Source organism: Embleya sp. NPDC059213, from assembly GCF_042754445.1.
Lineage (GTDB): Bacteria > Actinomycetota > Actinomycetes > Streptomycetales > Streptomycetaceae > Embleya.
In genome coordinates, this window is record NZ_JBHZAV010000248.1 from 1 (window position 1) to 12139 (window position 12139).

Consider the following 12139-nt stretch of genomic DNA (forward strand, 5'->3'; position numbering starts at 1 on the left):
GGTTCTGGCCGCCCGGGCCCTCCCGCGCTCCGGGGGTGGGTGGGCCGTGGTCTCAGGTTTCCTCCCGCCCGCCCGGGCCGGGGCCCCCCCCCCCGGCCGGGGGGGGGGGCCCCCCCGGGGCCGGTGCGCGACTAGTGCAGGACCTTCAGGCCCACCACGCTGCCGACGATGCCGGCCAGCAGCAGCACCTTGACGACGGAGAACGCCTCGCCGTCGAAGATCATCGCGTACGAGACGGTCAACACCGCGCCGATGCCCACCCACACCGCGTAGCCGGTGCCGACCGGCAGTTCGCGCAGTGCGAACGCCAGGCCCGCCATGCTCGCGGTCAGACCGACGCCGAACACCACGGTCGGCACGATCCGGCTGAATCCCTCGGACTTGCCGAGTGCCGTCGCCCAGACGGCTTCCAGGACACCGGAGATGATCAGGACGATCCAGGCCATGACAGGCACGCTCCCTGACACCGTCTTGTCTTGACCGGGTACGGCGTGCCTCGTCCGGGAGCCGGTTCGGGCTCCGTGAACCACTCTCGCACGCCCGATCCGGCGCACAAAATCCCCGATCCGTCCACCCTCGCGGCGGGCGATCGTGGTGGTTCGGGTTACCATCCGCACCGCTGCGCCCGCGACTGGCGGGGGGCGAGGAGGGATTCGGCGGTCGAGGTGCGGGCGTACAGGACGGTGCGGCCCGCGCGGTGGGCGGTGACCAGGCCCGCGTCGCGCAGCGCGGTCAGTTGTTGGGAGACCCCGGCGGGGGAGAGGCCGGTCCGGTGGGCCAGTTCGGTGGTCGAGGCAGGCGTGTGCAGTTCGTTCAGCAGCAGCGTTCGCGAACGGCCCAGTACGGCGGCCAGGGGCGCGCTCGGCTCGACCGGGCGCCGGGTCCACAACGTGCCGATGCCCCGGGCCGGATAGGCCGGTTGCGGTGGTTCCGGCGGGGTCACCCGGGTGAACGGATCCGGCCCGGTGAACACGGACGGGATCAACAGCAGCCCCGCGCCCGCCGTCCGCCGGGACAGCGCCCGCTGCCGGCGGGCCGGCCGCAACGCGTCCTCGTGCCAACTGACCGACGGGTGCAGCTCGTTGAGGACCTCGCCCGCGCCACGCTCGGCGACCTGTCGGGCCCGATGGAAGACATCGGCCTCCAGCACCGCGCGGATCCGCGCCCAGTACGGTGCGACCGCCGACTCCCAATACGCCTCGACCTCGGCCGCGACCCGGGCCGGCCGAGCGCGCGGGTCCGCGTACAGCGCCTCCGACTCGGGGCCCAGCCCGCCGCGCTCGTGCCGCAGCCGGTCCAGATCGCGCCGCACGACGGCCACCGGAGTGGCCACGATCCCGGTCGGCTCCGCCGCCAGGGCGGGGGCCGGCCCCGGTGGCGTCGGGATTGAGGAAGTCGGGCATGTAGCCGACCGGCGGGATCAGTTCGGCAAGTCGGCCCCGGTGCAGCCCGGCGGCCGTCACCCGGGGCGGACCTGCTCGATCCACGGCCGGTGCACCGGATGGGCGGCGCCCGAAATCAGCAGCCGAAAGCTCGGGCCGACCTCCCACATCGGCGAGACGGCGAACCGCATCCGGGCCGGATCGCCCGCCGAGAATGCCAGTTCCGCCGACACCGTCAGTCGCCCCCGAGGATTCGCACACAGCTTAATCGATGGTCATCGGCCCGGTCCGTCGCGATCATGCGTCCATGACTTCATCAACGAGTACCGCCGCGGCATCGGGGACCTGGACGCTCGGCGATCTGATGATCAATCGCATCGGCTTCGGTGCGATGCGCCTGACCCAGGACGGCGCGGCGCTCGACGCCGACGCGGTGCCCAGCGATCGGAACCGGGCGATCGGGGTGCTGCGCCGCGCGGTCGAACTCGGGGTGAACCACATCGACACCGCCGCCTTCTACTTCTCCTCGCTGCGCTCCGCCAACGAACTGATCAACCGGGCGCTCGCGCCCTACCCGGACGATCTGGTGATCACCACCAAGGTCGGACCGGCCCGGGACCCGGCGGGCCAGTGGGCGACGCACGCGGTCACGCCGACGGAACTGCGCGGACAGGTCGAGGAGAACCTGCGCCAGCTCGGTTGCGACCACCTCGACGTGGTCAACCTGCGGGTGCTGGGCACCCACTCGATCGCCGAGCGTTTCGGTGCGCTGGCCGACCTGCGCGAGGCCGGTCTGATCCGACACCTGGGCGTCTCCAACGTCCACCCGCATCAGCTCGCCGAGGCGCTGGCCATCGCGCCGGTGGTCTGCGTGCAGAACCGGTACGGGATCGGGATCCGGGCCGATCAGGACGAGTTCGTGCGGTCCTGCGGCGAACAGGGCATCGCGTTCGTGCCGTTCTACGCGATCGCCGGGGCCGCGGGCCAGGTGGGGGTCGTCGGCGACGACGCGGCGGAGGTGTTCGACGTGGCGCGTGCCCACGACGCGAGCCCGGCGCAGGTGCGGCTGGCCTGGACGCTGCACCAGGGGCCGCACGTGCTGGCCATTCCCGGCACCGGCAACCCCGAGCACCTGGTCGCCAACGTGGCCGCCGGTGCGCTGCGCCTGACGGAGGCGGACCTGGCCGTCCTGGGCGACCTGCATCGACGCGTGGGCGGGTAGCCACGGGCCGGGCACCCGCGCGTCGGTGGTTCTCGCTACCGTCGTCGGCATGAACCCGGACTCCAGCAGGCAGATCGAACCGTTGCCCGGACGGACCGGCCACGTGGCCGGCATCGAGTCGCTCGTGCTCGACGGGCGTCGCTACTTCTTCGGCTTCGACAGCCGGAGCGACCTGGCCGTCTCGCCGTTGATCGACGACCCGGACCTGATGGCGGCGTTCGCGAGCGAGCACATCCGACAGAGCGACGGCCGGCACGCACCCGACTACTGGGTGGACCTGGTCGGCTGGGCCGTGCGGGGTTCGGACCTGGTGGCGCGGGACGCGGACCGGGAGTTCGACTCGGCCCGGCTGCGGGCCGAACTCCCGCTCCCCGGCAGTCATCTGCTTTATCTGCTCGACGCGGTCGCCGGCTGGGACGAGTCGTTGTCCAAGCCGGCGGAGGTGGAACGGGCCTACGAGCGACTCGGGTTCGACGAGGAGGAGCAGGTCGAGGCGCTGGACGGCAGCCTGGAGGCGGTCCGGGCGCACGGCGCGGCGGCCCGGCCGGACGAGTGGACGGTGGTGCGATTCCACCTCGACTCCGCGGTGCGGCGGGTGCCGGGCAACTGGAACCTGCTGTTCGCCCCGGTGGGGGAGTGCGTGACCGCCCACGGCTGAGCGGCGGATCGAGGCGCGGGTCGGCGGCGGTTCGCGACCGGGCCCGTCCCCCGGGTCAGCGGCGGATCAGGTGCATCGGCAGGGTGCGCGGTGTCAGCACGCTGCGCGGGGTGGCGCGGACCGGCACGGCGGAGGCCGGCCGCAGTCGCCAGCGGGAGGCGATCGAGGCCAGCGCGAGGGTGGCCTCGGTCAGCGCGAAGGTGTCGCCGATGCACTTGTGCGGACCGCTGCCGAAGGGCACGAACGAACTGCGCGACCAAGCCCCCGGGCCGAGCCCGTCGGCATGTTCGCGCTCGGGCCGGAAGCGGTCCGGCTCGGCGTGGAACCCCGGGTGGCGATGCAGGATGTACGGGCTGAACACGAGGGTGCTGCCGGTGTCCAGTCGGCGGCCGGCCACCTCGATCTCGCGGGTGGTGGTGCGCGGCAGCACCCAGGCCGGCGGGTACAGCCGCAACGTCTCGCGGAGCACCTTGCCGGTCCAGGGCAGCCGGGGCAGGTCCTGCGGACCGGCCACCCGCCCGTCGAGCACGGCGTCGACCTCGGCGTGCAGGGCCTCCTCGGCCTCGGGGTGGGTGCTGATCAGGTGTAGTGCCCAGGCCAGTGCGGAGGACGTGGTCTCGGCGCCGGCCAGGATCAACACGGCCACCTGGTCGTGCAGTTCGGCCTCGGTCATCGCCCCGCCCGCCTCGTCCCGGGCGGCGAGCAGCCGGCCCAGCAGATCCCGATCGTCGGGGTCGCCGGCGCGGCGGTCGGCGATGATCCGGGTCACGTGCGCCCGCCAGGTGGCCAGCCCCCGGGTGTAGCGCCGGGCGCCCGGCGTGGGCAGCGCGTCGACGGCGGGCAACAGGGCGCGCAGATAGACGCCCTTGAGGAAGGTGTCCAGGCTGTCGCGCAGTTCGGCGATGTCCCGATCGGCGATGCCGGCACCGAAGAGGGTACGCACCGCGACCGTCGTGGTCAGCGCGAACATCTCGTCGACCATGTCGACCACCCGACCCGGCCGCCAGCGATCCAGCGCCATGCCGATCTCGCGGTGCATCGCGTCGGCGTAGCCGGGCAGGTGTTCGGCGCGGAACGCGGGCTGCATCATCAACCGTTGCCGGCGGTGGTCGGCGTGCGGACACGTGGCCAGGCCGTTGCCCAGCGCGGCGCGCGAACCCTCGTAGAGCGGCCCGATGCGATCGAAGCCGCGGCCGTCGGCCAGCACCAGCCGGGCGAGTTCGGGATCGCACAACACGAAGGCCGGGCGCGGGCCGAGCCGGATCTCCACCAGATCGCCGTGCGCGGGCAGCGAGCCGAGGAAGCGCAGCGGCGCCCGGAGCAGGTGCGGGAGATGGCCCAGTCCGGGCCACGCGCCGGGGGCCCGGCCGGCGCGCGCCCCGGGGGCGGTGGGCGTCGAGGGACGGGGCGGATGTGCGGTCGTCATGGGTCGCTCCCTCGCGCCTGACGCGCGGCGGCGAGCCGGTGCCCGCCGTCGTGGTCTCCTGCGGTGTCCGTTGCCATTCCAGCAGCGTCGGGCCGGGCGCGGGGGGACGTTTCCCGGATCGAGGGCGTGTCGCCCCCGCGGGTTCGCCGATTCGCCGTTCCGTCGTTCTCCCGATCCGCCGGGCCGCAGGGTCGGTTCGGGGGCGTGGCGGACAGGCTGCCCGGCAGGCGCAGGGACTCCTCGGTCGGGCTGCTCGGCTCGGCCTGGTAGACGACCAGTTGTTGACCGGGGGCACTGTTGACGGTCAACGACTCGTAGGAGAGGACGAGTTCGCCCACCTTCGAGTGCCGGAATCGCTTCGCCTCGGTGCTCTCGGCGCGCACCTCGTGCCGGGCCCACAGCCGGGCGAAGTCCGGGCTGCGCACGCTCAGTTCGCCGATCAGCGAGATCAGCACGGGATCGCCGGGATCGTCGCCCGGACCCGAGCGCAACGACGCGACGGTGTTGCGTGCAGCCTTCTCCCGATCGGGGTAGAACGCCCGGCCGTCGGGATCCAGGAAGAGCAACCGGAGCAGAGTGCGCTCGGGTTGCTCGAACAGGGCCGAGCCCAGCGTGTTCGAGGCCAGGGGCCCAGGCGTGACGCCGTCCGATCCGATCGCCCGGGTGGCACGACGCGCGCCGTGCCACCCGGGCGCGGGGCGGGGCTACGGCCGATGGCGCGGGTCGGGCAGGCCGAGCAGCGGCAGGCGGCACAGCGGCGGTGGCTCGCCGGGCAGGCCGAGTTCGTACCAGTGCGCCCGCAACGTGTAGCGCAGCAGCCGGCGGGCGCGGGTGGCCAGGAACGCGGCGAGCGGCAGTTCGCACAGCACGGCCGAGGCGATGCTCGGCCACAGGTCGGGCGTGCCCCACGCGAGCATCACGTCGAACCACGCGTCGCAGACCAGCAGGGTCGCGGTGATCAGTGTGGCGGGGATCAGCGCCTGGCGGCGTCGCCACCCGAAGTACGCGGTGCAGGCCAGTGCGACGAGCAGGCCGACGTCGAAGCCCGCCCACGCGTCCCGCCAACGGCGGGCCTCGTAGTGCATCGGCAGGCTGACGAGCAGGTAGCCGGTCCAGGGTATGAGGATCAGGCAGCACGCGGACATCAGCGCGAGGGCGTTGCGCCGCGCCGACGTGGCGGCGTGCACCTCCCGGCGCAACGCCCGGGCGCGGTCGTCGGCTTCGGGGTTCATGGCGGCTCAGCGTACGCGCCGACCCCGGCCCGGATCCGGGCGGACGAGGAGCGGCGCGGGGCTCGCCACAGCGGCTTCGGCGCCGCGGCTCGCGGGACCCACCCCTGGTGGCTCGGCCCTCGACCGGCCGGGTCGACGCCGGCGGTGGGCTCGGGGTGGTCCGGGCGCGGGACGGACCGGGCCGCCCGGCGCGATCCGCCGGGTGGCGGCGGTGTCGACCGCGACCGGCATGCTCGCCGACGACGGTTGCCCGGCGGCGCGGATCGCCAGGTCCGCCCCGCGTTGTCCCACCCCGGCTTCGTCACGGCGCACCTGCCGGGCCTGGTCTTCGACGAGGACCACGCGTCCGGCCGAGCCGAGTGAGGTGCGATGGGTGTCGACTCGGTGCGGATGCGACCCCGGCCGGGGGCCAGGGTCTTGGCCCGGTCCTAGCCCTGGCCCGTTTCGAAGCGGCTGATCCGGCCGTCGGGGGTGATGGTGAAGCGCCAGGCGGTGCGCATCTCGCCCCAGGTGTCGTTGCGGTAGCCCACCACCAGGGCGCGCCCGCCGTCGGACTCGGTCACCACGTCCATGTGGCCGTTGGAGGAGAAGATCTCCCGATCCGCCCAGTCCTGCAGGTCGCGGTCCGAGCCGTCGTCGGACATCGTCGCGTCGGGGGTCAGGAGCGCGTCGAAGGCGGCCTTGTCGTGCGCGTTGACGGCGGCGACGAACGCGCCTACCGCGGGTTCTGACAACTTGCCGGGGGCGATGGCCACGGGAACCTCCTGGAGGGATGGGCGGGTTGCCCCACCAGGGAACAACACGGCCGGCCCGAGGTCGCCGACCCTCACCCGTTTGCCGCAGGACGGCGTGTCCGGGCGCCTCGGGCGGCGGGTCCGCCCCCGTCGCGCGGACGATCAGGCCGCGAGCACGGGCGATTCGGCCAGTTGCGCGGTCAGTCGGGCGATCCGGGCGGAGGCCAGGCCGTCGCCGTACGGACTCGGGGTGGTCGCCAGGCGGGCCAGGCGCTCCGCGCTGTCGGCCAGCCAGGCGTGCGCCGTCTCGCCCAGCTCGGCGCCGGGCCGGACCAGCGCGGCGAAGCCCGCGTCCACCGCCTCCGGGCGTTCGGTCGAGCGACGCACCACCAGCAGCGGGCGGCCCAGTACGGTGCACTCCTCCTGGATGCCGCCGGAATCGGAGACCAGCAACGCGGCGTGCCGGGCCAAGGCCAGGAACTCGGCGTAGCCCACCGGCTCGATCGTGGTGATCCGGGTCGTCAGCGAGGTCAGGTCGAAGCGTTCCACGGCGGCCCGGGTGCGCGGGTGCATCGGGAAGAGCACCTCGGTGCCGAAGCGGGCGATGGTGTCCAGTTCGGTGAGCACCGCGCGCAGGGCCGCGGCGGTGTCGGTGTTCTCCGGACGGTGCACGGTGGCCAGGACGTAGCCGTCGGGCCGCAGCCCGTATCCGGCCAACAGCGCGGCGCGGGCCGGCTCGGTGGGCAGTTGCGCGCGGACGACCTCGACCACGGTGTTGCCGGTGACGGTGATCCGGTGTTCGTCCACCGACTCGGCGCGCAGATTGGCCGCGTTGGTCGCGGTGGCGGCGCACAGCAGGTCGGAGACGTGGTCGACCATGACCCGGTTGTGCTCCTCGGGCATGGCGCGGTCGAAGCTGCGCAGCCCGGCCTCGACGTGTACGAGCGGGATGTCCCGGGCGTTGGCGGCCAGCGCGCCGGCCAGGGTGGCGTTGGTGTCGCCCTGGACCACGACGGCGACCGGGCGGTGCCGCACGAACGCGTCGTCGAGCTGGTCGAGGGAGTGCGCGATCTGTCCGGCGCGGGGTCGGCCGCCGACACCGGTGAGCAGTTCGGGATCGGGCAACGCGAGTTCGCGCAGGAAGCGCCCGGACATCGCCTCGTCCCAGTGCTGGCCGGTGTGCAACAGCCGTGCGGCGGGGCCGAGTTCGTGCATCAGTGGGGCGAGCTTGACCAGCTCGGGGCGGGTGCCGAGGACGACGGCGACACTGGCGGGGGGCAGATGGGCGGTGCTCATGTGTGGTTCTCCGTGCCGGCCCGGTGGGCGGCCGGCGGGTGTGGGAAGTCGGGACGACGGGCTCGGGGGCGGACCGCGGTGCGGCGGATCGCGGCGGGAGGCGGGTACCCGGCGCGGTCAGACCTCCAACGCGGTGGGTACGCCGGCGATGCCGACCTCGGCGTTGCGGCGGGTCTTGGCCCAGCCGTTGCGCCCGAGCGCGAGTCGGGTCGCGGCCCGGACGGCGACCACGAACAGGTGGTACGTGTACAACCACATCAGCAGGCCCCAGATCAGCCCGGTGAACCAGGACCGGTCCGGGTGCACGATCTTGCGGTAGGCCAGTGCCCAGCCCACCATCGGCAGCGCGGCCAGTACGAAGACGCCCGCCATCAACGGTCCGAAGCGGAACTGGAAGTCGGCGGTCTGTTCGGGGAACAGGATCAGGCCGACCGCGGTGATCCCGATCGACAGCGGGGTGAGCAGCACCAGCAGCACGCAGACCACCGGTTGCAGGAAGGTGTAGAGCACCTCGGCCCGGCCGGACCAGCGGTAGTGCGGCGAGGTCAGGACCCGGCGGGTGTAGCGCAGGCACTGCATGTTGCCCTGGGCCCAGCGGGTGCGCTGGGCCAGGAAGCGGCGCAGCGAGATCAGCCCCTCCTGGGAGACCTCGGCCTCGGTGATGTGGGTGAGCCGCCAGCCGTTCAGGCGCAGTTCGAGCCCGGACTCGTAGTCCTCCAGGAGCGCTCGCTCGGGCCAGGGTCGGCCCTCGGCGCCGGCCGGAGCGTCCAGGGCGTCGAGGGCGACGAGTCGGACGAACTGGCCGTTGCCGCCCAGTCCCACGCTGCCGGTGCGGCGGCGCAGCAGTTGCATGCCGGCGTTGTTGGCGCGGAACTCGATGTCCTGCATGCGCACCAGGGCCCGGGCCGCGGCGTTGGCGAGGCGGCCTCGCTCGGGCAGCGGCAGCCGGTCGTCCGCGTTGCGCATCCGGACGCCTATCTGCACGGCGCCGGTGTCCGGCCGGCCCATCGCCTGTTCGGCGCAGACCCGGGCCAGGGTGCCCGGGTCGAGCCTGCCGTCGGCGTCGACCACGCCCAGGATCACCCGGGAGCGGTCGGTGTCGGCGGGCAACCACGCGGAGATCCGCCGGTAGGCGGCGTTGAGCGCGGCGCCCTTGCCGATCCGGGCGTCGGGCCGACGGCGCTGCACCAGGTGCACCCGCTCGTCGTGCTCGGCGGCGGCCAGGACCAGCTCGCGGGTGCGGTCCGAGCTGTCGTCGTCGACCACCCAGACGTGCGCCTCGGGGGCGGCGCGGCGCAGTCCCGTCAGGGTCTGCGCGATCACGGCTTCCTCGTCGCGGCAGGGCACCACCAGGTGCCACGTGAAGGCGGCCGGGTCGCCGGGTCGGTCCGGCCGGTTGCGCCGGAAGGCGTGCCGGGTGCCGGCCCAATAGATCAGGAAGCGGCCGAAGACGAACAGCATGTACACCAGCAGCCCCAGCGAGAGCGCGGTGGCGAACCACAGGATGCCGCTCTGATGGGCCAGGACGTACTCACGCACAGCGCCGGGGATGGAACAACCTCCACATGGATCAAAGGCGCCTCGGCCCTTGTGCTTGCTGATAGGTGAGAAAAGTACCTATCAGGCCATCGAATCTAAGGTAAATCCGGACAAAATGAAACCCAATCCACAGTGGCGAGCCTCACCTCGCCGGCCCGACGGGTGGTCCGGACCGGGCGTCCGACACCACCTTGATGGCCCAGCCACAAGCGCCGGGGACGGGCCGGCGCGCGGGTTAGCGTCGTCGTATGCGACGCCCCAGCGGTTTCGGCGGCCGATCCCGTACGCCGCTGCGGGGTGTCGTCGGCAACACCCCGAGCGCATCCCCGACGGCCCGCCGGGTGTGCCTGTGGACCCTCGCCTGCGCCGCGTCGATCGGCGTCTACCTGTTCGTCCGGCACCTCAGCCACCCGTCGATGGTCGACCTGGTGGTCTACCGCGCGGAGGGGCTGGCGGTGCGGGACGGGATCGACCTGTACGGCCCGCTGGACACGCCGCACGACCTCCGGGCGACCTATCCGCCGTTCGCCGCGTTGTTGTTCGTCCCGTTGACCTACCTGCCCGAGGAACTGCTGCTCGGGCTGGGGGTGGCGGCGAACCTGCTGCTCGTGGCGATCGTGGTCCGGCTCTCGATGCGCCTGGTGGACCCGGACGGGAGCCGGTTGCTGCCGTGGGCGCTGCCGGCCGCGACCACCTTCGCCATCTGGTGCGAGCCGGTGTTCACCACGATGCGTTACGGACAGGTCAACCTCGCGGTGCTGGCCGTGGTGTTGTGGGACTTCACCCGCCCACCCGGCGCACGGCTGCGCGGCGTGGCGCTGGGGCTGGTGGCCGGCATCAAGGTGACCCCGGCGGTGTTCATCGTCTATCTGCTGCTCACCGGACGCCGCCGCGCGGCGCTCACCGCGATCGGCACCGCGGCCGGCACCGTGGCGCTCTCGGCCGCGCTGCTGCCCGGGGCCACCCGGCGATTCTGGACCGACCTGGTGTTCGATCCCGAGCGGGTGGGGCGGGTGGAGAACGCCGCCAATCAGTCGGTGCGCGGGCTGCTCACCCGGGTGACCCGATTGTTCGATCCCGGCATCGGCGGGACGGCGACCATCGTCGCGGTGGGGGTGCTCGGCATGTTGTGCGCGGTGATCGCCCACCGTCGGCGCGGGGACGCGTGGGGGCTGCCCGGGTCGGCGGTGGCCGGGCTGCTGGCCAGCCCGATCTCCTGGAGCCACCACTGGGTGTGGTGCGTGCCGATCGCGATCCTGCTGTGGGCGGTGCTGCGGGGTCCACACTCGCGGGCCGAGACGTTGTCGGCCGCGGGTCTGTTCGTCTTCCCCAGCTTCCTGGTCTGGTCCGTACCGCACCTGCCCGGTCAGGAATGGCACCTGACCGGCTTCGAACTGCTGCGCTCGTCGTGCTACGTGGCCTTCGGGGTGGCCTTCCTGCTCGTGGCCGCGCGCCCCGGAGCCGAGCCGGCCCGGCGGGCGAGGTCGGCGGCGGCCCTCTCCGGCTGAACCGACGGCGAACTCGGGCCCGCCGCAACGGGACTCGAACTACCGGTGCAGGGCGTGTCGGAGGGCTTGGACGAGGGCGTTCGGGTCGATCCCGGGGTCCAGGTGCAGCACCGGCACGGTCCGCTCGGGGGCATCGGGCTCGCACCGGGCCTGCGCGGTTGCAGGCGCAGGCGCGGGCGCGGGCTCGGGCGCGGGAGCAGGCTCCGGTTCGGGAGCGGGCTCGGGTGCGGGCGCGGGCTCGGGCGCCGACGCCGGCGCGGCGGTGGAGGAGGGGGCGAGGAGGTCCAGGATGTCCTCGATCGCCGTGGCGAGTGTGCCCAATGCCTCGTCGAACGACGCGGATGTGGTCATGACGGATCAACGAGCCCCCACCGTCGCTCGCAACGGCGTGCGCCGGCACACCATCCGATCGACTGCCTTTGTGTCACTCCCACCGGTGGCGCGGGGGGTCTGCGGGCTGCGCATTAAGGTGGGCGGCATGGCGAAACGGGGCCCGTACGAGAAGGGCGAGGCGAAGCGGCGGGAGATCCTGCGGGTGGCCCTGGAGGTCTTCGCGGAGGAGGGCTACCGGGGCACCTCGCTGCGCAAGGTCGCGGCGCGTTGCAACCTGAGTCTGCCGGGCCTGATGCACTACTTCGCCTCCAAGGAGGACCTGCTCACCCAGGTGCTGCGGGCCCGCGACGAGGAGAATCGCCGGTTGTGGGAGGGCTACCAGGGGTCCGATCCGCACCTGGAGATGGTCCGGGCGGGAGCACGCGCGGCCGGCCTGATCGAGCTGTACGTGTCGATGGCCGCGGCGGGCAGCGATCCCGAGCATCCGGCACACGCGTTCTTCGCCGAGCGGTATCCGCGGGCGCGGCAGTCGGTGCTGAACGTGATGGAGGAGCGGGTGCGGGAGGGCGCCATCGCGAGCGCGATCCCGCCGGAGCGGCTCGCGGTGTTGTTGATCGCGATCGCGGACGGCATCCAGTTGCAATGGTTGAACGATCGCTCGATCGACATGGAGCAGGCGGTCAAGGACATGCTGACCCTGCTGGAGCCGGCACCGGCGAACGGCGACTGAGCGGACGGCGGGGGGGGGGGGGGCCGCCGCGGGGCGGCCCCCCCCCCCCCCATCACCGGCCCCGCCCCCACCCCCGCCC

The 12139-nt window shown here is 73.2% G+C and carries 14 protein-coding genes and 1 riboswitch; of the genes, 4 read left to right on the forward strand and 10 right to left on the reverse strand.

Features of this window, described 5'->3' with window-relative positions:
* Positions 1-131: 131 nt before the first annotated feature.
* The 3 genes from ACFXMF_RS43490 to ACFXMF_RS43500 all read right to left on the reverse strand — a co-directional run bounded on the left by ACFXMF_RS43490 (position 132) and on the right by ACFXMF_RS43500 (position 1615).
* The gene (locus tag ACFXMF_RS43490; protein ID WP_360322995.1) at positions 132-446 is read right to left on the reverse strand and encodes a multidrug efflux SMR transporter; all 315 of its coding nucleotides are present in this window, start codon (positions 444-446) and stop codon (positions 132-134) included.
* 14 nt (positions 447-460) lie between these two features.
* A riboswitch (guanidine-III (ykkC-III) riboswitch) is annotated at positions 461-523 on the reverse strand.
* An 81-nt stretch (positions 524-604) separates the two neighbouring features.
* On the reverse strand, positions 605-1333 hold the full coding sequence (locus ACFXMF_RS43495; RefSeq protein ID WP_379991717.1) for a DUF5937 family protein: 729 nt from the start codon (positions 1331-1333) through the stop codon (positions 605-607).
* Positions 1334-1459: 126 nt separating this feature from the next.
* Entirely contained in the window at positions 1460-1615 is a 156-nt protein-coding gene (locus ACFXMF_RS43500; protein ID WP_379991718.1) for a hypothetical protein, read from the reverse strand.
* Between the two features lie 74 nt (positions 1616-1689).
* Here ACFXMF_RS43500 and ACFXMF_RS43505 point away from each other — a divergent pair, with 74 nt between their 5' ends.
* Together ACFXMF_RS43505 and ACFXMF_RS43510 are read left to right on the forward strand one after the other, a co-directional pair.
* Positions 1690-2604 (forward strand): aldo/keto reductase, encoded by a 915-nt coding sequence (locus ACFXMF_RS43505; RefSeq protein WP_380017984.1) that lies wholly within the window; start codon positions 1690-1692, stop codon positions 2602-2604.
* Positions 2605-2653: 49 nt separating this feature from the next.
* Positions 2654-3262 carry a hypothetical protein gene (locus tag ACFXMF_RS43510; RefSeq protein ID WP_360323003.1) on the forward strand — a complete coding sequence of 203 codons (609 nt, stop codon included), beginning with the start codon at positions 2654-2656 and terminating at the stop codon, positions 3260-3262.
* 55 nt (positions 3263-3317) lie between these two features.
* On the opposite strand, the gene ACFXMF_RS43515 is transcribed toward ACFXMF_RS43510, so the two are convergent.
* From ACFXMF_RS43515 to ACFXMF_RS43540, 6 genes are all read right to left on the reverse strand, one after another.
* Positions 3318-4688 carry a cytochrome P450 gene (locus tag ACFXMF_RS43515; protein WP_360323005.1) on the reverse strand — a complete coding sequence of 457 codons (1371 nt, stop codon included), beginning with the start codon at positions 4686-4688 and terminating at the stop codon, positions 3318-3320.
* Positions 4685-5254 carry a hypothetical protein gene (locus ACFXMF_RS43520; protein ID WP_379991721.1) on the reverse strand — a complete coding sequence of 190 codons (570 nt, stop codon included), beginning with the start codon at positions 5252-5254 and terminating at the stop codon, positions 4685-4687. Before ACFXMF_RS43520 ends, ACFXMF_RS43515 begins: the two co-directional genes overlap by 4 nt.
* A gap of 138 nt (positions 5255-5392) precedes the next feature.
* Entirely contained in the window at positions 5393-5920 is a 528-nt protein-coding gene (locus tag ACFXMF_RS43525; RefSeq protein ID WP_379991722.1) for a hypothetical protein, read from the reverse strand.
* 428 nt (positions 5921-6348) lie between these two features.
* Positions 6349-6675 carry a nuclear transport factor 2 family protein gene (locus ACFXMF_RS43530; RefSeq protein ID WP_360323009.1) on the reverse strand — a complete coding sequence of 109 codons (327 nt, stop codon included), beginning with the start codon at positions 6673-6675 and terminating at the stop codon, positions 6349-6351.
* 141 nt (positions 6676-6816) lie between these two features.
* Positions 6817-7950: a non-hydrolyzing UDP-N-acetylglucosamine 2-epimerase gene (wecB, locus tag ACFXMF_RS43535; RefSeq protein ID WP_360323011.1), complete on the reverse strand. Its 1134-nt coding sequence runs from the start codon at positions 7948-7950 to the stop codon at positions 6817-6819.
* A gap of 117 nt (positions 7951-8067) precedes the next feature.
* Entirely contained in the window at positions 8068-9489 is a 1422-nt protein-coding gene (locus ACFXMF_RS43540; protein ID WP_379991723.1) for a glycosyltransferase family 2 protein, read from the reverse strand.
* 248 nt (positions 9490-9737) lie between these two features.
* Here ACFXMF_RS43540 and ACFXMF_RS43545 point away from each other — a divergent pair, with 248 nt between their 5' ends.
* Positions 9738-10997, forward strand: coding sequence for a glycosyltransferase 87 family protein (locus ACFXMF_RS43545; protein ID WP_379991724.1), 1260 nt, complete (start codon positions 9738-9740; stop codon positions 10995-10997).
* Between the two features lie 39 nt (positions 10998-11036).
* Here the strand turns inward: ACFXMF_RS43545 and ACFXMF_RS43550 are convergent, their stop codons facing one another.
* Positions 11037-11348 (reverse strand): hypothetical protein, encoded by a 312-nt coding sequence (locus ACFXMF_RS43550; protein WP_379991725.1) that lies wholly within the window; start codon positions 11346-11348, stop codon positions 11037-11039.
* Between the two features lie 127 nt (positions 11349-11475).
* Here ACFXMF_RS43550 and ACFXMF_RS43555 point away from each other — a divergent pair, with 127 nt between their 5' ends.
* Positions 11476-12060 (forward strand): TetR/AcrR family transcriptional regulator, encoded by a 585-nt coding sequence (locus tag ACFXMF_RS43555; RefSeq protein WP_360323019.1) that lies wholly within the window; start codon positions 11476-11478, stop codon positions 12058-12060.
* Positions 12061-12139 lie beyond the last annotated feature (79 nt).